This window comes from Vibrio sp. TRT 29B02, assembly GCF_050113655.1.
GTDB lineage: Bacteria > Pseudomonadota > Gammaproteobacteria > Enterobacterales > Vibrionaceae > Vibrio.
Genome location: NZ_JBNJOJ010000015.1, coordinates 11,786 through 32,802 on the forward strand (window position 1 = coordinate 11,786; position 21,017 = coordinate 32,802).

Below are 21,017 nucleotides of genomic sequence, written 5' to 3' on the forward strand. Positions count from 1 at the left end.
ATATATTTCATTGAGCTAAAAAAAGATGTTTCAAACGATGACGATCGTAGAGTTTTTGATCGAACGCAACACACGCCGAGACAAAACAGAAATAATGACTCTAGAAATTTATAGGAGGTATCAATGGAATTGAGTCCTGTCTTTGCAAGGCGCTTGTATCTTGCACTGCTTGTTGAAAACTTAGAGCGCCCAAATGTGCCCAAGCTGATTGAGCAAACAGGCTGGCCGCGTCGTACCATTCAAGACGTGATTAAAGCATTACCGGGGATTGGCATTGAGCTGATGTTTGTCCAAGATGGGAGGCGTCACAACGATGGCTATTATCAATTATCGGATTGGGGACCGTTCGATAGCCAATGGGTTACCGATCGAAGATCGGATATTGCCGCCAGTTTAGGTTTTAGTGCTTAAACGAGGATTATCAACCTAGCGAGTTAATCGCTAGGTTTTTTTTATTTCTCAGCATTGCTAATCGGGCATATATACGCGTTGCCCATGACGGTGAACGAGGTCACAAAGTCTTGAGGGTGAACTAAGTAAACGGTATTCGCTCCCAGCTCTGAAGCGCGATTTTTGACATCATTTAGCGCTCCTTTAACCATTACGTCATTAGGATAAAACAGGTAACTATACCAGTGCCCTTCGCTGCCAGTGACTTCACCAAGCCAATGACACTCAGCCGCATTGAATTGGCTATCTAGCCTCAAATGCACCGCTGACGCGTCACCATTAATCTGAGTCACTGGCGTTGTACAGCCTGCAAGAAGTAGCGTGGCGAGTGAGGCAAGCAGCCCTTTATTTCTGAGTAACATAAATAAAAAATCCTATCCAACTTACGATGAGTAACAACCACGGAAGTATTGATGATTTAGCCGAAACTGGTTCTTGATCCCGTTGTGGCAATGGCTCTGATTGCTGAGTCGGTTGTTTGGCTTTCTGAACTCTTTTCTTCGCCTTATCTGCCTGACGAGAACGCTCTTTTTGTTGCTTTTTATACTGCGCAATGCCTTTTTCGATCCCTTGAGCAATCAGTTTAGTTTGCTCTTCTAATCTTAAATACGGGAAAATTATCAATTGAGTGAGTGTTTAAGTGTAATCTTTTTCAAATACAGTCACTTACAGGTTTTGAAAAATGTTTCCTTTACAAAATTAAGAGCGCTATGTAATGCTTTGATTGATTTGCCTCATTGTTGTGTAAAAACGACGTAAAAATTCTTTACAAAAAATAGGCGTCATTTCAAGGCACTTGTTAGTATTTTTAGCTCTTTTTTTTAGGGATATTTAGGTATCGCTAATTTCCCACAATTCCCAAGAGCGGATGTGAACCATGCAATGAAAACGACTAATGTCCAATCGAACAACCTTAGAATATCTGAAATAGATATGTTCGTATACTTGCTCTACTACGGTTTCGTCCATCAATATATCAGGCTGATATGGTTTGACTGTAAAGCTAAGCTTTTACAATTCCCAAAGCTTTAAGTGGCATTAGTCGTCTTCTCGATTTGCATTTTATACAACTTAGCATTCTTTTATTTTAATATGCCCTTGTTCAACCAATAAAATGAACCGCTCAAAATCATGCTGATAGGCATAAACAGGATGTGGTGCAGCTGAACCAGCTAAAAACTCTTCGAAAGCCAATCTATAGGTGATAGGTAGTTCACTTGGGTCAATGACTTTGAATGGAACATTGGGCAAATTAAAAGGGGTTAGTGTCGGGTATAACGTTGATTTGTTTGTTGTCATAGAGTTCTTCCTTTCCTTTCTTTTTGTTAGGTTACTATGTTACGTAGCACTAATCACAGTCGTGCATCAACATTTAGGTGACTATTTGTTGTTCTCAATGATAGACGGGACTCAACGCAACCTTAGGAGTTTGTTATGAATCAGAAAACTCGACTGCGCAATTTAGGCGGTGGGATCAATATTCTTTCCGATTTTTCGCGGCAAGACATTGATGTTGGTTTTTGGCAGGAGTGCTGTGCTGAAATTAAAGTTTATGCCGTTTTACGAACGAAAGGTGGGAGTGGTGAGCGTCATATTGTGCGAGTTCTACAGAAAGAATTAATGCAGCGTGGAGAACGCCCCCTTATTGTAAGAATATTTGGAACTCGCAAGGACGAGTATGGACCATACTTTGACTCATTAACTCGGTTAGAAGGTCCTGATAAATTGACAGGTTCTATCATATGGGATTGGAGCGAGAGTCACTGCAACTATCAGCTAGCTCTGATTCTACTCAAATCATCATTCACGAGCGTAATTTTAACTCAAGGGGGAAGCTCTGGAGTTGACTATAAAGATGTCATAAAAGCAGCCGAATTGGCTCGACATACATATTTAAGTGTCAATGTTGACTGTGATTCGTCTGTAGAATCTCAAAAAAACGTAGTGGAAGAGCTGAAAAACTCGATGCTAAATTTGGAATGTGTTTCTTCTGTGTTATGGAAGGGAAATCGACGGGATGAGCCACATTATGAGCTTATGAACCTGTCTAATGTAGGTGTCGAACACCCTTTGTCAGCTCAAAACTAAGCTCTCAATCTTTTCTCTGACTTCTTGCAAATCAGATAGGCGTCCTGAAGCGATGATACTAGTTGGGCTTCGTCCATTGAAGAAGGTGTTGTTGTTTGTATGACTCATAAAGCCATATACATTGTCTTCATTGCTAAATATTGCCCTTAAAGCGGTATGGATATTTAAAATGTGGCTGATTCTAATTTCAAGATTACCCTCTTCAGTTGGTAGAATAACTTGTATCTGTCCATGGGTAGCTCCCCATTTTAACAACAATGTTTCGGCGTATTTTAGCCCGATGGCTAGCTTTTGATTCATCAAAACTTATCCCTAATCTATTATCGTTATATTAAATATTAATGTATTTTCGCCAGTTTCTGCATCGAATAAAGCCTTAATGTGCAGAGCATTGGTGGTAGCACGTTGAGAGAAGGCATGTCCAATATATGATTTCATTTTCAACAGAACTGAGACGTAGAATCGACATATTGTCGATCTTATGTCTATCAAATTAAGGTTAGTGGAGCGACATAGAATCAACAAAATGTCGATTCTATGTCTATTGTCATGTGAGTAACAGCGTCGTTCTATATCTGTACTGTGAGTGTTATGTCTAGGCTGTATCGTGACGTAGAGTAGTTTGGGAGAATAATAAAATCGCAAGGAGCTACAGTTAACCTTCGTTATTCGAACACGTTTTTCTGCGACAACCAACTTGAAAAGCATCGATACTACTAACGATGCTCCAGTAACTGACATCGCTGTCAGAGCCCAATATAGTTTGAGTAATTCCAATTAAAATTGAATAATTACAATATAGTTTGATCATTTTCGACCTTTAAAGGTGTGACTTGCGAGACATAAGCTACCTCATAAATGCCCCAAACTGCGTTAGATTAACTATTCATTACATTTCGATGATGCACTCTTTGACCAACTTGGAGTAATGCTTCTATGGATAAATTTGTCTAGTAGAGCGGTGGTAGTTCACTGTTCTGTGGGACTTGACCTTCTCTCAATGGTTAAACAGTGCTACCTAAATGTAAACGAATATCAAAATTAGAACCTGTTCTTATGAAGCTGACAATAAAATTCCTATTTTATTATGATATTACTAGTTATCTTTATTTTATAATCGTTATTACAATTTTGTGTTTTTGGGACCTGGATGTAATAAAAATACGTTATGGTGACACCGTTATATCTTGATGTCGCTGTATACCGTTTTTCTTTGGCAGGGATGTTGAGTGTGTAAATAGTCATCAATATGGATTTAGAGATATCAAATGAACACAAATAATCATGCTCCGATTGCTCGTTATTTAGTTGATGAAATGCGTTACGAGTCTATGCCATATAGACTGTGCGGAAACAGTGGTTTACTTCTGCCAGCACTGTCACTTGGGCTATGGCATAATTTTGGTGAGTATGACTCGTATGCAAATGCGCGTTTTATTCTTCGTAAGGCATTTGATTTGGGAGTCACTCATTTTGACTTGGCGAATAACTACGGACCGCCGTATGGTTCTGCTGAAGAAACACTTGGCCGGATCCTGAGTCAGGATTTAGCCAGCTATCGTGATGAACTTATCATTTCCACTAAAGCTGGATATGATATGTGGCCAGGGCCTTATGGTGTTGGTGGGTCTCGTAAGTATCTTGTGGCGAGCATTGATCAATCTCTAAAGCGCATGAAACTTGATTATGTTGATATTTTTTATCATCACACTCCTGATCCTGACACCCCTCTGGAGGAAACGATATCTGCGCTAGATATTTTAGTTCGCCAGGGGAAAGCATTGTATGTGGGTATTTCGAATTACTCACCATAGCAAACTGATCAAGCACTGAAATTATTTGAGCAACTGGGTACACCGTGCCTTGTCCATCAAGCAAGATATTCAATGTTTGAGCGTCAGGTAGAAGATGGCCTGCTAGAAACACTAAATCACGCAGGCGTAGGTATGGTCGCTTTTTCTCCTTTAGCGCAAGGACTACTAACTGAGAAATATTTGCACGGCATCCCGCAGGGATCTAGAGCAGATAATCAGCGTTCTTATCTAGAAGCCAACTTAGTTGAACATTATCTACCAAATATTAAAGCCCTGTCGAATATTGCGAGCGAGCGAGGAGAATCTCTTGCACAAATGGCACTTGCTTGGCTTCTTAGTGATAAACGCGTTTCTTCTGTTTTGATTGGTGCAAGCTCACCGGGCCAACTGTGTGAAAATGTAGCCGCTGTGAGGCATTTGGAGTTTTCAGAATCAGAGAAAGAACAGATTCAAGGTATCCTTTTCTGAAATGACAATATCAGTATTTATTGCGGCTATAGATACGTATTAATTCAAACTATAGCTTCGTTCGCTCTTTTTGATTGTACCCCTCTAACCATAGAGGGGCTTGGAAAATACTCTGCTTTGAGTTATTCAAGAAAAGCGTCAAGAGCTTGAGTAGGCTGGCGCGTATTTGGATCCCATGCACCTAAAGTATAACCTTGCCAACTATATGCCTGTGGCTCCCAGTAGAAAATCCCAATGCCTTTATCTTGATTAACACTACGTACTTTTTGGATCATATCGGCAACGATAGTCTTTGCTTGAGGCTCATCCCAAGGCACACCAATTTCAGTGATCATCACTTCCGTTCCGTAGCGCTCGACCATATCATTGAGATTAGAGAGGCATTGATTGTTTGCTTCTTGCCAAGTAAGGCCAGTAGCATTCTTGGGATAGGAAGATGCGCCAATAACATCCCACCAAGCACTGTTGGATTGTAAGCCATCAAGAATCCACCGGAAATTAGCATTGTCGTGACAGTTGGCTAAATGGACGATGACCTTAGCGTCTGGGAATACTTCTTTGGCTGCGTTGCGTCCGCTATTAAACAACCATGCATAGTTACGCATGTTGCTTGAAGCCATTCCTTCATTCCATAGCATTCCGTTGTTGGTTTCATTACCGACTTGAATCCATTTTGGTGTGATACCTGCAGCTTTTAAGGTGTTGAGTGAGTCTCTAGTGTAAGACCATACTTGTCCCATTAAATCTTCGAAGCTCAGTTGTTGCCATGCTGCGGGTTTCCACTGGTTACCTGGATCGGCCCAAGTGTCGCTATAGTGGAAGTCAATCATCACATCCATATTCGCGTCTTTGGCCCACTGCGCTTTGACAATTACATCATTCAGTGAGCTGTAATAACCATCACTGGGGTTAACCCAGACACGAAGACGCACTGCGTTCATGCCATGGTCTCGTAATATTGAAAGGACATCTTGTCGATAGCCCCAATCGTTGTAGAACTCGTAGCCACTGTCTTCCATCTGAGTTATCCAACTAATATCCGCACCTTTAATAAAAGCGTGAGAATAGTTTGAGGCCACTAATGAGCCGAAGATGGCTAGTGTTTTTAGGGTATTGTTCATCGTTTCACCGTTTTTATATATTCACGTTTTAATTGTTTTTAAACGTAAATAATATAGCAAAGGATTTTAGTGTTGAGGTGATGTATAAAAGTGTTAGTGATTATTTTTATAAGGTGATTTATGTAGTTGTGATTGTGGGTAAATTATCTAAGTAAATTTACTTAGATAATTGTGATTATGATCCATCTACAAATTTATTAAGTCAATTTTATCATCCGTGATGTTAAAGAATCATAAATTAGCGCGCAGTTAGTTAATTTTAAAACTGTCTCGCCATATAAACTCATGACCAAATAAAACCGTTTTTTTGTATTTTCTGCCTTCCATTTTTTCAATAAACATATCTATTGCTACTTCTCCCATTTCAAACGGGAACAGTCGCATTGTAGTAAGGCTTGGACTCATATGTCGGGCTGACGAGATATCATTGGTGCCGATGACTTGTATATCGGTTGGAATGGTTAACCCTGCCTCATAAATGGCTCGATAAACACCAACGGCCACCATGTCTGTCGCGGCGTAGACCACGTCGGGAAGCTCATCGAGTTGTAGCATTTCTTTCATTGCTTGATACCCCGACTCGATGCAATACTCTTTACTTACTTTACATAGCGCATCGTGATACAAGCCGTTTTCTTTGGTAACTTTACGAAAAGTATGTAACCGCTCCTCGTTATTGCCAATAAAAGCAGGTCGTTTACAACGGCTTTTTAGTACATTTTGCATAACGTCATTGGACAACGCCAACCGGTCAATTAAGACTGCATCGGTTTTGCTACCTAAAGGGTTAGAATCAACAAATATGATATTGTGGTTAGCTTGATATAAGGTATCTACAATATGTTTGGAGAAATGTCCGACTGCAATGACGGCTGGAGCGTTTTCTATTAGATTTATATTAGTATCGATCTGGTCTAAATGGAGTGTTCTTAAATCGACTCCTTTTTCTAAGCATCGATTTTGAATGCCAGCACGAATAGAAGTGAAATACGGGTCGTCTATTTCCTGTGTCGGCGTTAAAAAGTTCAACATAACAACATCACGTACGCCAAATGGCTCATTCGTTTTGGTTACTTCATGATGAACAAACTGTTTTTTACTGCGTTTAGGGGATTGATAGCCAAGAGACTCTACTGCCTCCAAAATGGCCCGTTTTTTGTCTTCACTTACAGACAAAGTAGGGTCTTCGTTAAGAAAGCGAGAAATAGTGGAAGTAGAAATCTTCGCTCTTTGTGCAATGTCTTTAAGTGTAGCCAAAAGATTACCCTATATTGTTTTTATCGGACGGTCCTAGCATGCCAAAGAGCATTCTGAATGCTCTTTGGCACTAAAGCGCTAATGTGTTGATTGTACAGAATCAAATTTAATGACGTTTCCATCAGGTTCAAAAATGTGTAAATGGGAAGGTGATGTAAATAGCGAAATTGACTCACCAGGCTGTACTTGTGTGTCCCCATGATGAAGGTATTTGAAGTCATCCACGCCGCCACATTGGCCAAAGATGTAAGTCATGCCTCCCAGTCTCTCGACCACTTCACATTGGAATGCAAGTGTGATCATATCTGGATTTGTCGTGAGGTGTTCTGGTCTAATACCTAACGTTAGATTTTTACCTATTTCAACCTGAGCTGTTTTTATCGGTAAAGTGATTGAATGACCCACATCTAGACTCACTGTTAAGCTCGTTTCATCCCAAGCTTCAACGGTACAAGGAAGAAAATTCATTTTAGGCGAGCCAATAAATCCGGCAACAAATCTGTTAACAGGGTTATGGTAGAGATCCATTGGTGAGCCAACTTGCTCAACTTTACCATCACGAAGCACGACGATTTTATCTGCTAATGTCATGGCTTCGACTTGGTCGTGCGTTACGTAGATCATGGTTGACTTAAGTTCTTGATGTAGCTTTGCAATATGTAGACGCATATCCACACGTAATTCTGCATCAAGGTTTGATAGAGGCTCATCGAATAAAAACACTTTAGGATCTCTCACGATAGCACGACCGATAGCAACGCGCTGACGTTGCCCGCCTGACAGTTGGGCTGGTTTACGATCAAGTAGATGTTCTAACTGTAGTGCTTTACCAACCAGCTGTACTTTTTTATCTCGCTCTTCTTTTGGAACTTTGTTTACTTTTAGTGAGTAACCCATATTTTCTGCAACAGTCATATGCGGGTATAGAGCATAAGACTGGAATACCATAGCAACCCCTCGTTCTGATGGTGGAGTGTCGTTAACGACATTTCCCGAAATAGATATTGCTCCATCACTGATGTTTTCTAGGCCTGCAATCATACGCAAGAGCGTTGATTTTCCGCAGCCAGATGGACCAACAAACACCACAAACTCACCTTCTTCTATCGACAAGTTTACGTTGTGAATGGTTTGGGTATCGTCAAAACGTTTTACGACATTGGATAACTGGATCGAAGACATTTTAATTCCTCTTAAATGATAATAAATAAAGTATGTGATCTAATTCAATTTTTATTTAGTAAATTTTATTTTCACTTGTCTGATTAATCACAATAACTGCTAGACTTAGTGATTTAAATCACATCAATGAATAGCCTGTATGGAAAAAATAACACAAAGGAGCATATTTGCACCATAAATTTTATTTTTACCAAAACGAAAAGGCGTGAAACTTTATGGATAATAATAAATTTAGTAAAAAACTATCTGCTCTTGCAGTTACCGCTCTATTTTGTTCGCCAATGGCGTTAGCGCAGCAGTCCTTATTAGTCTGGGAAGACATTCAAAAGTCTTTGGGTAATGAAGAGGCGGTCGCAGCGTTTGAAAAGAAACATGATGTGAAAGTGAATGTGCTTGAAATGCCATATGGCGGTCAGGTCGAATCTCTGCGCATGGATGGCCCAGCAGGTACTGGCCCTGACGTCGTCTTGATCCCACATGATCAGATCGGTGGGGCGGTTATCCAAGGTTTACTTGCTCCAATTCAGGTCGATAAAGCCGTTACCGATACATTTAGTCAATCTTCTATTAACGCATTGACTTACAATGGCGTGCTATACGGCTTGCCAAAATCCGTTGAAACCGTATTTATGGTTTACAACAAAGATCTTATTGCTGAGCTACCAGAAACGATGGACGAAATATTTGAGCTGTCTAAGAAGTTTCGCGAAGAAAATAAATACGGTTTGCTAGCAAAATGGGATGAGCTTTATTACACCTACGGAATTTTAAACGGTATGGGTGGTGATGTTTTCGCTAAAAAAGACGACGGTTCGTATGATCCTAATAAAATATTATTGAATACTCCAGGGGCAGTAGAAGGCGCGAAATTCATTCAGAAGTTCTATGACTCTAAAGTATTCCCTACAGGCATCATTGGTAATAACGGGCTTAATGCTATCGATTCACTATTCACGTCGGGCAAAGCAGCGATTGTTCAAACTGGTCCTTGGGCGCTCCAGCCTTACAAAGAAGCAGGGATCAACTATGGTGTAGCCCCACTTCCAAAATTGCCATCTGGTGAGCAAATGGGGTCATTTATGGGGGTTAAGAGTTACAGTATTTCCACTTTCTCGAAAAACAAACAATTAGCACAAGAGTTTATTACGTTCGTCAATAATTATGACAACGCTAAGCGTCGATTTGAACTCACAGGTGAGGTTCCGGCAGTGACAAAATTGGTAGACGATCCTGTTATCAAGAATGACCCAGGTGCAAGTGCTGTGGCGATGCAATCCATTCACGCTACGTCTATGCCTTCCATTCCTGAAATGAACGAAGTGTGGGGCCCTGCGAACAGCGCACTTCAGTTGATTGCAACGAATAAACAAGATGCGAAAAGTGCACTCGACTCTGCAGTAGACAGCATCAATATGCAAATAGAAGCTAACCACGCAATGATGGGCCAATAATTTAAAGATATTGTTCTGGCGAAAGCAATTGTCGGCCCTATATAACCATCTTGGGCTGGGGCTGACAGACGCCAGAAGTTTTCCGAAATGGAGTTGTAAGTGATGTCTGACATGAGTGAACATTTTGAGCATAACTCGGGGCTGTATCGATCCCAACGGTTTACTGCCTCTTTATTTTCAGTAATTCCTGGCTTTGGCCAGTTTTATAATCGACAGTTTGTAAAAGGCATGATGTTCTTCATCTTGCTAACAAGTTTTTATGCAGTAACTCGTGATTTTATTTCCCACGGTATGTGGGGGCTTGTCACACTTGGCGAAAACCTACCAGAGGACAACTCAGTTTTCCTACTCGCAGAAGGTATTATTGCTTCGCTAGTGGTGGTATTTGGTTTAGCGATTTATGTGCTCAGCATTAATGACGCCTACAAAAACGGTAAACTACTGGATGAAGGCCGTCCACTGAACTCACTGCGTGTTCAGTATCGCAATGTCATCAACGCTGGCTTCCCGTATCTGATGATAAGTCCGGGTTTTATTCTTTTAGTCTTTGTTGTTGTGTTTCCGATCATCTTTGGTTTTGCTATTGGCTTTACCAACTACAACCTTTACAACTCACCGCCTGCGAAACTTGTGGACTGGGTTGGGCTGAAGAACTTTTTCAACATTTTCCAAATTAACTTATGGCGTAACACCTTTATCGATGTGTTGCAGTGGACAATCGTTTGGACATTAGTAGCATCAACATTGCAATGCACGGTCGGGGTTCTGTTGGCGATTCTGGTGAACCAAAAAGACCTTAAATTTAAGCCTCTTATCCGTACTATTTTTATTCTTCCTTGGGCGGTACCTGGCTTTGTCACCATCCTTATTTTTACTGGGATGTTTAACGACAGCTTTGGTGTCATCAACAACGTGATTCTCGACTTCTTTGGCATTGAGCCAAAAGCTTGGTTGACTGATCCGTTCTGGACAAAAGTTGCGTTAATCATGATCCAAACTTGGTTAGGTTTTCCATTTGTATTCGCCATGACAACGGGGGTTCTACAGGCGATCCCTAATGATCTTTATGAAGCTGCGACGATGGATGGTGCGAGTAAATTCCAGCAGTTAAGAACGATCACTTTACCGTTGGTGCTGTATTCAATCGCGCCTATTCTGATAACTCAGTACACTTTTAATTTCAATAACTTCAATATTATTTATCTCTTTAACAATGGTGGCCCAGCGGTGATTGGCAGTAATGCTGGTGGTACCGACATTCTAGTGTCATGGATTTACAAATTGACGATGTCTTCATCGCAATACGGTATCGCATCTGCAATCACCTTATTACTATCGATTTTTGTGGTGGGCATTGCCTTGTGGCAATTCCGCATGACCAACTCATTCAAAGAAGAAGCGAGATAACAAGATGAGTATTAAACGAAGTAATCGCATCCGATTGACATTGAGCTACGGTCTGATTCTACTAGTTTCAGTGATTATAATATACCCGCTAGTGTGGACAGTTGGCGCGTCATTTTATCCAGGCAACAGTATCATGGGTGAGTCCATTTTCCCGGATAACCCGACGTTAAGTCATTACGCAACGTTGTTTGCGAACGACAAAGTAGCTTACCTGACCTGGTTCTGGAACAGCCTGAAAATAAGTTTTTTGACGATGGTTCTCACACTTATCAGCGTGTCATGTACGTCATATGCGTTCTCACGATTTCGTTTTAAGGGCAGAAAAAATGGCTTAATGCTGTTCCTTCTGTTGCAGATGATCCCGCAATTCTCCGCCCTAATTGCGATATTTGTCTTAGCTCAGATGTTGGGATTGATTAATAGCCATCTTGCATTAGTACTGGTTTATGTTGGTGGCATGATCCCGATGAACACGTATTTAATGAAAGGTTACTTGGACGCGATACCGAAAGACCTGGATGAATCAGCAAAAATGGATGGTGCGAGTAATATCCGTATTTTTTTGGAAATCATACTGCCTATTTCAAAACCAATTATTGCAGTAGTAGCCTTATTCTCTTTCACGGGTCCTCTAGGCGATTTTATTCTCGCTACAACTATTCTAAGAACACCTGAAAATTATACGTTACCTATCGGTTTATATAATTTGGTCGTAGAAAAAATGGGGGCGAGTTATACCACATATGCAGCGGGTGCTGTGCTTATTTCAATACCTGTAGCGCTTCTTTATCTATCACTACAAAAATACTTTGTATCTGGCTTAACAGCAGGTAGTACAAAAGGCTAATACTAGAGAGAAAAATATGAATACAAAATTTAAGGTTGCACTTATTAGTGCGGCAGTGGCTTTGGCTGGCTGTCAATCTGTAAATACTTCAAATAATAACAGCTCTGATATTAATGCTGATGTGGATAATACTGTTATAACTGCTCCTGTTATAACTGCTCCAACACTGAGAGCTGATTTTATTCGTGGTATGGATATCTCCATGTTGCCTGAAATAGAAAAATTGGGTGGGAAATATTACCAAGTTGGCAATGAAAAAGATCTGATTAAAATATTAAAAGATAGTGGAGTTAATTCTATTCGCGCACGTTTGTGGGTAGACCCAATGTCAGCCACTGGTGATGTATTTGGTGGCGGTAATAACACGTTAGAGCGTTCCATTGAGCTTGGTAAACGCGCACAAGAAAACGGTATGTCATTCCTGCTTGATATCCATTACAGCGACTTTTGGGCTGACCCTAAAAAGCAACAAAAGCCAAAAGAGTGGGAGCAACTTACGTTTGAGAACCTAACACAGAAAGTCTACGACTATACAGCAGAGGTGATGAAAGCACACCAAGCTGCGGGTGTCGTGCCAGACATGGTTCAAGTTGGTAACGAACTGAATGGTGGCATGCTTTGGCCGGAGGGTAAGAGTTGGGGTCAAGATGGTAAGGAGTTCGACCGCCTGTCACTGCTTTTAAAAACCGGCATCCAAGCGGTTCACGACAACGACAGTGGTAAAGACATTCAAATCATGTTGCACCTCGCTGAAGCCGGTGATAACGGTCTTTTCCGTTGGTGGTTTGATGAAATCACCCAGCGTGGTGTCGATTTTGATGTGATTGGTATGTCTTACTACCCGTGGTGGCACGGCCCAATTGATAAAGTAAAAGCCAATATGAATGACGTCATCAGTCGCTACAACAAGCCTGTTGTCTTGGTCGAAACGTCTTTCCCGTTTACCACTGAGAATGGTGATTCGTTAGGTAATAGCTACTCCGAGGCGGGGCCGATTGAGGGCTACAGTGTGTCAATTGAGGGCCAGGCGCAATACCTGGCTGACATCATGACGCTGTTGAATGAACTGCCTAACGAACTAGGTTTAGGGATTTATTACTGGGAACCCGCATGGTTACCAATCGATGGGGCAACCTGGTCAACAGGCGCTGGCATGGACTATAGCGGGGACAAATGGGACATGGGCAATTCATGGGAGAACCAAGCACTGTTTGATTTTGAAGGTAACGCACTACCGTCATTGAAAGTATTTAAAGGTCAATAATGAACAATAAAAAACACATCATTCCAAAGATAAAAGGCTTGCTCCATGGAGCAGATTACAACCCTGAGCAATGGTTAGACAGACCTGATATTTTAGCGAAAGATATTGAACTGATGAAGCAGACGAATTGTAACGTTATGTCTGTCGGTATCTTCAGTTGGTCTGCTCTTGAGCCTGTTGAAGGTGAGTTTCAGTTTGAATGGCTCGATAACGTACTGGATAACTTGGCAGACAATGGGATTTCTGTATTCCTGGCGACACCGAGTGGCGCGCGTCCTGCCTGGTTGTCTGAACGATACCCTGACGTCCTTCGAGTCAACAGCGCACGTATTAAACAACTGCATGGAGAACGTCATAACCATTGTTACAGCTCACCGAATTACCGTGAGAAAGTGAGCATCATGAACGCTAAATTGGCTGAACGTTACAGTCAACATCCTGCGGTGATAGGCTGGCACGTTTCAAACGAATATGGCGGCGATTGTCACTGTAATTACTGCCAAGAAGAGTTTCGTTTGTGGCTGAAAAACAAATACGGCTCCCTATACAATCTTAATAAGCTGTGGTGGAGTGCGTTCTGGAGTCATACTTACACCAGTTGGGAACAAATTGAATCACCATCTCCCGTTGGTGAGAACTCCGTTCACGCACTGAAGTTAGATTGGAAACGATTCTGTACTGACCGCGTCTCGAACTTCTGTGAGCACGAGATTGCACCGCTCAAGTCGATTAATCCTGATCTGCCTACGACGGCAAACTTCATGGAGTACTTTTACGACTACAACTATTGGGAATTGGCAAAGTCAATTGATGTTGTTTCTTGGGACAGCTATCCGCTTTGGCACCGTGACGGCGATGAAGTTGCGCTCGCTTGCTATACCGGGATGTACCATGATTTGATGCGCACACTGAAAAACCAGCCATTTTTACTCATGGAATCAACCCCAAGCCAAACTAACTGGCAGCCAATCACTAAGCTCAAAAAAGACGGTGTCCATCTGCTTTCCTCATTGCAAGCAGTCGCTCATGGCTCTGATTCTGTTCAGTACTTCCAGTGGCGAAAAAGCCGCGGCTCTGTAGAGAAGTTCCATGGTGCGGTGATCGACCACGTTGGTCATGCAAATACTCGCACTGGTCGAGAAGTGACAGCCGTTGGTGAGTATCTTAAACAAATTAATGATGTGGCGGGAACGAACACGCAGGCCGAAGTGGCGATCATTTTTGATTGGGAAAACCGTTGGGCAATGGATGATGCTTCAGGTCCTCGCAATGAAGGCATGCACTACGAGCAAACCGTGTGTGACCATTATCGAGGTTTTTGGCAGCAAGGTATTAGCTGCGACATTATAGAGCAGCTATGTGATTTTACTCCTTACAAGATCATTGTTGCACCTATGCTGTACTTAATAAAACCTGGCGTAGCAGAACGTCTGGAAGCATTTGTGGAGCAGGGTGGGACGTTAGTCGCGACTTATTGGAGTGGCATCGTTGATCAGAATGACCTGTGCTTCTTGGGAGGTTTCCCTGGTGGAGAAGGCAGCCCATTGCGCCGCACGTTGGGTATTTGGACTGAAGAGATTGACTCACTCTATGACCATGAACGCGTATTGTTTGAAATGGAAACGCACTCTGGTTTTGGCTTCAGTGGTGAATTTAAGGCCAAGCACTTAATGGAACATATTCATTTAGAGACGGCAGACGCTCTGGCTTATTACCGTGAGGATCTATTTGATGCTTGTCCGGTCATTACTAAGAACCAGCTTGGTAAAGGTTGTGCTTATTACATCGCTGCACGTACAGAGACAGAGTTTAACGAGTTATTTTACATCTCTCTTGCTAATTTACATGGAATCCGCAAGCCAATTGAAAACGTGCCTTACGGGGTGTCAGTGACAACTCGTGAAGATGAACAGTCTCGCTATTTGTTCATTATGAACTTTTTGAATGATCCGCGAGATTTGAAAGTTCCGCACGGGAATTGGATAAATGCAAGTACAGGTGACGATATTCAGGAGAATATTAAACTTCAACCCTATCAAGTCATCGTTATCAGAAATTATAAATAGCTATCCCGCCTGATTATTTAGGCGGGCAATGAATAACAATATTTAAAAATAAGATGAAATTCATCTTACGGGTAAGTATTGCCTAAACAAAGGATATGGCGATATTTACCCAGCCAATAACTCAAAAGTAATACAAAAGGAAATTAAAATGAAAAAAGCAACATTGACAGTCGCTATTTTAGGTTCTTTATTCGCCACTCAAGTTTCAGCAGTCGATTTCTACGGTTACGTACGTGCTGGTTTGGGAGCCAGTGCTGATGGAGGCGGTACCAAAGGAGGAGATGAGTTTTATAAAACGACATTGGGTCGCTTGGGTAATGAGTTTGATACTTATTCGGAAATTGGATTAGGCCAAGAGTTATTTAATGCAGATGGTCGTTCAATGTACTTTGAAAGTATGTTCGAAATGTCTTCAGACGGCAACCTCGAAACAGAGTCGAGTCAAAAAGACAGTGCTAACTTTGCGATTAAACAGTTAAATATTCAAGCTAAAGGTTATATTCCAGCATCTCCAGAATCTGTGATTTGGGCTGGGAAACGTTTTTATCAACGCCATGATATTCATATTATTGATACCAAATATTGGAATGTTTCTGGCTACGGTGTGGGTATCGAAAACATCAAGTTAAATACCGGCGCGATTTCAGCAGCGGTTATCCGAGCTGATAATGAGTTGGCCGAGTGGGATGATACTGGTAACAAAACGAGTTATGGAGATCTGAATACTTACTTCTTAGATTTACGTTACGCAGGCTTTAGCCCATGGGAAGGTTCTTGGACTGAATTCGGTGTTGATTATGCAATGGTTAATCCAACGGATGAGCAAGAAGACGCCGCTGAAAATTTCGATAACGGTTTAATGTTAACTGCTGAACTTAGCCAGAGTTTCGCATTGGGGTATAACAAGTTTGTACTCCAATATATGGACAAAGGACTTGCACAGAACGCTATCTCACAAGGTGGTGGCTGGTATGACATCTGGAGTGGCGATGTAAGTGAAGCAGAAGGCTATCGCTTCATTAGTACTGGTGACTTAAACGTCACTGACAATTTCAAGATCAATCATGTGTTGACATACGGTCAAGCGCAAGACCATGGCGACTGGTTAGATAAGGAAGAGTTGTTCTCCTTTGTAGCTCGTCCAACTTACAACTGGTCTCCATACAACAAGACTATGCTAGAGGTCGGCTACTTTGACCAAGAAAAAACGTGGGATTCAGGCTCTGAAGATAAGTTTAGTGGCACAAAATTCACTATTTCACACGCTATCTCAACGGGAGAGTCCTTCTTCGCTCGTCCAGAAATTCGATTCTTTGCTAGTTACTTCAAAGATAATGAAAACGATAATTCCTTCGATAATGGGAAGAGCGCTGACACCATTAACTATGGTGTTCAAGTTGAAGCTTGGTGGTAAGTCAAAAGCAATGAATTAAATTTTTCTACAGGTCAGGAAGCAAATTCCTGACCTATTTCCTGGCTTTTATTTTGCCTGTCTTTCTATGACTGATTGTTTATGCCAATGAACATTCCGATTAGAACTATGTTGTATGTTTGATAATCTTTTATTTTGGATTTTTATGAAACCATTTTCGCTAAAAAATAAGATTATAGCTCTGTTTATTGTTTCTTTGTTGATAACCATTATTGCAGCTTTTTTTAGTGTTAAGTTTGTAATTGGTGACTACATTAATAAATCATACGACAGTCGTATGATTAGTAATGTAAATTTAATTAGTAGTGAAATTAAGCAATCAATTGAGAGAGACATCTCAGTTATAGAAAGTCTAGATTTTGGTATAATAGGTATCCGTGACACCCAAAAAAAACTTGGCTATGAACAGGTTGTTAAGTTAATTAATAAAACTGCACTAAGTGATAAAGGGAGTTTGAGCAAGGAGCAGTCTCAGTATTTTATAAATTTAGCTCGTGATCATGAAGATGGAATAAAAATCACTCAAATTTTTTCTGAAAGTGGTCAAGCAAAAATTATTGTATCTAAGAAGAAAAACGGAGTTATCGACTTTTTTACTATCGATCTTAGTTTAATTGAAGGTTTAATTAAACGATATAGTATTCCAGGTGTTTATTTTGAGCTGATTGATGAGCAGAACAACTCTATTTATTCCATAGAAAGAGAAAATTTAGACTTAAAGAAAACTGATACAATCACTGTTGCTAATTCGAGATGGTATTTACGTTCTTATATTGATTACAGTTATATCGATAGCACTATAGGTGGTATAAACAAAGATATTACGAAATATATGTCGTTTTGTGCATTTGTGATGTTGGTTGTTAGTTTATTAATACTGAATATTCAATTGAGCCCGTTGTCGAAGTTAAAGGTATTAGTTGAAAACTTAGCGGGTAGTGATGCAGATTTAACGCAAAGGATAAAACTCAATCGAACAGATGAGATTGGGGATATTTCTAAATCAGTAAATGCCTTTATTGATAATCTTCAGTTTTTATTTGTTAACATTTCAAAGTCTAATTTTTTGTTGAATTATGCGAGAGAGGAACTAGACCTGCATATAGGAAGGAATGTATCAACCGTTGCAAGCTATAATGCTCAAAGTAAAAAACTTTTGGAAGCTATTGACAATATTCGTCAATCCTCTTTAGATGTCCAAAAACAAATAAATCAGTCAATGGAACTTGCTGATAAGGTGAGCAATCAGGTGCGTGAAGCGGCCAGAAAAGGAAGTTTTGTAGAAAATATCGTAATTACTTTAAGTGAGGATACTGAGAAAATTTCTACTTCAATAGATGTTATGGATACCGTCACTAAAGGTATTAGTAGTATCTTGAATACCATACAAAAAATAGCCGATCAGACTGATCTTCTTGCATTAAATGCATCCATTGAAGCGGCTCGTGCTGGTGAGTCAGGAAAAGGGTTTGCTGTAGTGGCAGAAGAGGTAAGGATATTAGCTTCTAGGACAAGAAGTAGCACTATAGAAATAAATGAATTTCTAGACCAATTCTCTGATTCGTCAAGCCAAATAGTACGTCAAATGTCAAAGGTTTTGAAAAATAGTGAGTTAAATCGCAACAGTACTTTAGAGATTATTGGTCAAATTCAGATGGTGGAAAAAGCTGTAGATCAAATCAGCATGATCAGTTCAAGTGTTTCTATAGCCGCTATCGACCAATCTTCGAAAATGGACAAGTTGGATGCTGAAATACAATTAACTAATGATCTCAGTGAAGATATTACTGATAGCGCAAGTTCGATTGCGCGTGTTCATGGAGATATTAGCCAAGTCTCAATGGCTTTAACAAAAGATGTGTCAATTTTCAAAGTTTAAGTAAGCAACCCAATAATTTAAACTCAGTTTAGGAGATCCAGCAGTGGTAGTTCTTATTACAGGCGGTATGGGTTACATCGGTAGCCATACATGTGTGCAGATGATGGCAGCCGGTATGGAACCGGTCATCGTCGACAACTTATGCAACGCGAAGGTAGACGTCTTAACCCGCATTGAAGCGCTCACGGGTAAGCAACCAACCTTCTACCAAGGTGATATTCGTGACGAAACCTTTTTGGACTCCGTGTTCACCAAGCATGATATTCAAGCAGTGATCCACTTTGCTGGCCTCAAAGCGGTTGGCGAATCGGTGGAAAAACCACTCGAGTATTACGACAACAACGTCAATGGCTCGTTGGTACTGGCGCGCAGCATGCGCAAAGCCGGCGTGAAAAGCATTGTCTTCAGTTCATCGGCAACGGTTTACGGTGACCCACAAGTTGTGCCGATTACCGAAGATTCACCAACCGGCGCAACCACCAACCCATACGGTCGCAGCAAATACATGGTGGAGCAGTGTTTAAGCGATCTGTTCCACGCGGAAAATGACTGGAGCATCACCTTATTGCGTTACTTCAACCCGGTTGGTGCGCACCCTTCAGGCAGCATGGGGGAAGATCCACAAGGCATTCCCAATAACCTGATGCCGTTTATCGCTCAAGTGGCCGTGGGTCGCCGTGAAAAACTCTCGGTATTTGGCAACGACTATCCAACCCCTGACGGCACTGGCGTACGCGATTACATCCATGTGATGGATCTGGCCGATGGCCACATCGCCGCATTGAAATCGGTGGGGGAAACATCGGGTTTGCACATTTACAACTTAGGCACAGGTAAAGGTTCGAGCGTACTTGAAATGGTTGATGCGTTCGCGGCCGCTTGCGGTAAGCCAGTCCCTTACGAGCTGTGCCCGCGTCGCCCTGGTGACATTGCCGAATGCTGGGCGAGCACAGAAAAAGCCGAGCGTGAACTTGGCTGGAAGGCAACACGCACGGTGGCTGAAATGACCGCTGATACGTGGAACTGGCAGTCAAACAACCCCAATGGCTATTCCCCGGAGTAATTGAAATCGCCGCGTTGTCATCCGCGCTTCTCACGGTTTTGGGAAGCTGAGTTTGAAGAATTTTGAAGAGTTGAGTAAGTCATATGTCGAATGTTGAGTTTAACCCTGTAGATCACCCACACCGTCGTTTTAATCCACTCACGGGGCAGTGGGTTTTGGTTTCCCCTCATCGTGCAAAACGTCCTTGGAGCGGCGCAGATGAGAAGCCAGCCATTGATGAACTGCCAAGTTATGATGAGAAGTGTTTCCTTTGTCCAACCAACGAACGTATCTCTGGCGATGTCAATCCAGATTACCAAGGCACCTACGTGTTTAAGAATGATTTTGCTGCTTTGATGGTGGACTCACCGGATGCGCCAGAGTCAGATAATCCGCTATTCAAAACCCAAGGTGTGCGTGGTTTGAGCCGAGTGATTTGCTTCTCGCCAGATCACAGCAAAACCTTACCTGAGCTGCCAGTGGAAAAAATCCGCGGCGTGATTGAGACCTGGAACGAACAAATTGAAGAGCTCGGCAAGGAATACGTTTGGGTTCAAGCGTTCGAGAACAAAGGCGAAACCATGGGCTGTTCTCAGCCGCACCCGCACGGTCAAATCTGGGCGAACAGCTTCTTACCAAATGAAATTGAGCGTAAAGAGCACAACCTAAAAGCGTACTACCAAGAACATGGTAACAACTTGCTGGTGGATTACGTGCAAGCGGAACTAAAAGATGGTTCACGCATCGTGGTCGAAACCGAACACTGGTTGGCTGTTGTGCCTTACTGGGCGGCGTGGCCATTTGAAACCATGTTGCTGCCGAAAACGCACGTTCGCCGTATGAGCGAACTCAGCGATGCGCAACGAGACGATTTAGCGCTAGCGATTAAGAACCTGACCAGCCGTTACGACAACTTATTCCAGTGCTCATTCCCATACTCAATGGGCTGGCACTACGCGCCGTTTTTTGACCAAGGCACCGACATCGACCACTGGCAGCTGCATGCACTTTTCTATCCGCCACTGCTGCGCAGTGCGACAATTCGCAAGTTCATGGTGGGCTACGAGATGCTGGCAGAAAACCAACGCGATCTCACCGCAGAGCAAGCGGCGCAGCGTCTGCGTGATGTGAGTGATGTCCACTACAAAGAATGCTAAGTCTTTAAATTGGACTGATTCCGAATAACGGGATAGCGCGACGTTACCGATAGAAAGTTAGGCTCAACGCGCTGTTCCACATCAAATTAATG

18 protein-coding genes and 1 pseudogene are annotated in these 21,017 nt (G+C 41.8%); 12 read left to right on the forward strand and 7 right to left on the reverse strand.

From position 1 onward, the window contains the following. The first annotated feature begins 123 nt into the window (after window positions 1–123). Entirely contained in the window at window positions 124–411 is a 288-nt protein-coding gene (locus ACQEXT_RS10875; protein ID WP_138973720.1) for a winged helix-turn-helix domain-containing protein, read from the forward strand. A gap of 41 nt (window positions 412–452) precedes the next feature. Here ACQEXT_RS10875 and ACQEXT_RS10880 read toward each other — a convergent pair whose 3' ends face one another. The 3 genes from ACQEXT_RS10880 to ACQEXT_RS10890 all read right to left on the reverse strand — a co-directional run bounded on the left by ACQEXT_RS10880 (window position 453) and on the right by ACQEXT_RS10890 (window position 1,749). After that, a complete protein-coding gene (locus ACQEXT_RS10880; RefSeq protein ID WP_269377888.1) occupies window positions 453–812 on the reverse strand; it encodes a DUF4156 domain-containing protein in 360 nt (119 codons plus the stop codon). After that, the gene (locus tag ACQEXT_RS10885) at window positions 796–1,074 is read right to left on the reverse strand and encodes a DUF2956 family protein (protein WP_426952029.1); all 279 of its coding nucleotides are present in this window, start codon (window positions 1,072–1,074) and stop codon (window positions 796–798) included. The genes ACQEXT_RS10880 and ACQEXT_RS10885 overlap by 17 nt, the downstream gene beginning before the upstream one ends. Window positions 1,075–1,521: 447 nt before the next feature. After that, window positions 1,522–1,749, reverse strand: coding sequence for a hypothetical protein (locus ACQEXT_RS10890; protein ID WP_050633996.1), 228 nt, complete (start codon window positions 1,747–1,749; stop codon window positions 1,522–1,524). A 135-nt stretch (window positions 1,750–1,884) separates the two neighbouring features. On the opposite strand from ACQEXT_RS10890, the gene ACQEXT_RS10895 reads away from it, so the two are divergent. Then, a complete protein-coding gene (locus ACQEXT_RS10895) occupies window positions 1,885–2,538 on the forward strand; it encodes a hypothetical protein (protein ID WP_264403536.1) in 654 nt (217 codons plus the stop codon). Here the strand turns inward: ACQEXT_RS10895 and ACQEXT_RS10900 are convergent. Continuing rightward, on the reverse strand, window positions 2,524–2,838 hold the full coding sequence (locus tag ACQEXT_RS10900; RefSeq protein WP_264403535.1) for a DUF2384 domain-containing protein: 315 nt from the start codon (window positions 2,836–2,838) through the stop codon (window positions 2,524–2,526). The two genes, ACQEXT_RS10895 and ACQEXT_RS10900, sit on opposite strands and share 15 nt — an antisense overlap. 1,031 nt (window positions 2,839–3,869) lie before the next feature. Here ACQEXT_RS10900 and ACQEXT_RS10905 point away from each other — a divergent pair. Further along, window positions 3,870–4,820, forward strand: a pseudogene (locus ACQEXT_RS10905) (aldo/keto reductase). Between the two features lie 122 nt (window positions 4,821–4,942). Here the strand turns inward: ACQEXT_RS10905 and ACQEXT_RS10910 are convergent. From ACQEXT_RS10910 to ACQEXT_RS10920, 3 genes are all read right to left on the reverse strand, one after another. Continuing rightward, window positions 4,943–5,941, reverse strand: a complete 999-nt coding sequence (locus ACQEXT_RS10910; RefSeq protein WP_138955000.1) for a glycoside hydrolase family 53 protein — start codon at window positions 5,939–5,941, stop codon at window positions 4,943–4,945. Window positions 5,942–6,190: 249 nt separating this feature from the next. Beyond that, entirely contained in the window at window positions 6,191–7,198 is a 1,008-nt protein-coding gene (locus tag ACQEXT_RS10915; protein WP_025789584.1) for a LacI family DNA-binding transcriptional regulator, read from the reverse strand. Between the two features lie 78 nt (window positions 7,199–7,276). Continuing rightward, window positions 7,277–8,380: an ABC transporter ATP-binding protein gene (locus ACQEXT_RS10920; RefSeq protein WP_025789583.1), complete on the reverse strand. Its 1,104-nt coding sequence runs from the start codon at window positions 8,378–8,380 to the stop codon at window positions 7,277–7,279. A 215-nt stretch (window positions 8,381–8,595) separates the two neighbouring features. On the opposite strand from ACQEXT_RS10920, the gene ACQEXT_RS10925 reads away from it, so the two are divergent. From ACQEXT_RS10925 to ACQEXT_RS10965, 9 genes are all read left to right on the forward strand, one after another. After that, on the forward strand, window positions 8,596–9,831 hold the full coding sequence (locus tag ACQEXT_RS10925; RefSeq protein ID WP_426952033.1) for an extracellular solute-binding protein: 1,236 nt from the start codon (window positions 8,596–8,598) through the stop codon (window positions 9,829–9,831). Window positions 9,832–9,933: 102 nt separating this feature from the next. Continuing rightward, window positions 9,934–11,238: an ABC transporter permease subunit gene (locus ACQEXT_RS10930; protein ID WP_426952035.1), complete on the forward strand. Its 1,305-nt coding sequence runs from the start codon at window positions 9,934–9,936 to the stop codon at window positions 11,236–11,238. Window positions 11,239–11,371: 133 nt separating this feature from the next. Then, the gene (locus tag ACQEXT_RS10935) at window positions 11,372–12,085 is read left to right on the forward strand and encodes a sugar ABC transporter permease (protein ID WP_269465938.1); all 714 of its coding nucleotides are present in this window, start codon (window positions 11,372–11,374) and stop codon (window positions 12,083–12,085) included. 16 nt (window positions 12,086–12,101) lie between these two features. Next, window positions 12,102–13,349: a glycoside hydrolase family 53 protein gene (locus ACQEXT_RS10940; protein WP_025789579.1), complete on the forward strand. Its 1,248-nt coding sequence runs from the start codon at window positions 12,102–12,104 to the stop codon at window positions 13,347–13,349. Further along, on the forward strand, window positions 13,349–15,415 hold the full coding sequence (locus tag ACQEXT_RS10945; RefSeq protein ID WP_025789578.1) for a beta-galactosidase: 2,067 nt from the start codon (window positions 13,349–13,351) through the stop codon (window positions 15,413–15,415). Before ACQEXT_RS10940 ends, ACQEXT_RS10945 begins: the two co-directional genes overlap by 1 nt. 148 nt (window positions 15,416–15,563) lie before the next feature. Continuing rightward, the gene (locus ACQEXT_RS10950) at window positions 15,564–16,829 is read left to right on the forward strand and encodes a maltoporin (protein ID WP_206624419.1); all 1,266 of its coding nucleotides are present in this window, start codon (window positions 15,564–15,566) and stop codon (window positions 16,827–16,829) included. Between the two features lie 133 nt (window positions 16,830–16,962). Next, window positions 16,963–18,726: a methyl-accepting chemotaxis protein gene (locus ACQEXT_RS10955; RefSeq protein WP_206624418.1), complete on the forward strand. Its 1,764-nt coding sequence runs from the start codon at window positions 16,963–16,965 to the stop codon at window positions 18,724–18,726. Window positions 18,727–18,769: 43 nt separating this feature from the next. Next, window positions 18,770–19,789 (forward strand): UDP-glucose 4-epimerase GalE, encoded by a 1,020-nt coding sequence (gene galE / locus ACQEXT_RS10960; protein WP_206624417.1) that lies wholly within the window; start codon window positions 18,770–18,772, stop codon window positions 19,787–19,789. An 83-nt stretch (window positions 19,790–19,872) separates the two neighbouring features. Continuing rightward, the gene (locus tag ACQEXT_RS10965) at window positions 19,873–20,925 is read left to right on the forward strand and encodes a UDP-glucose--hexose-1-phosphate uridylyltransferase (protein ID WP_108653829.1); all 1,053 of its coding nucleotides are present in this window, start codon (window positions 19,873–19,875) and stop codon (window positions 20,923–20,925) included. The last annotated feature ends 92 nt before the right edge of the window (window positions 20,926–21,017 follow it).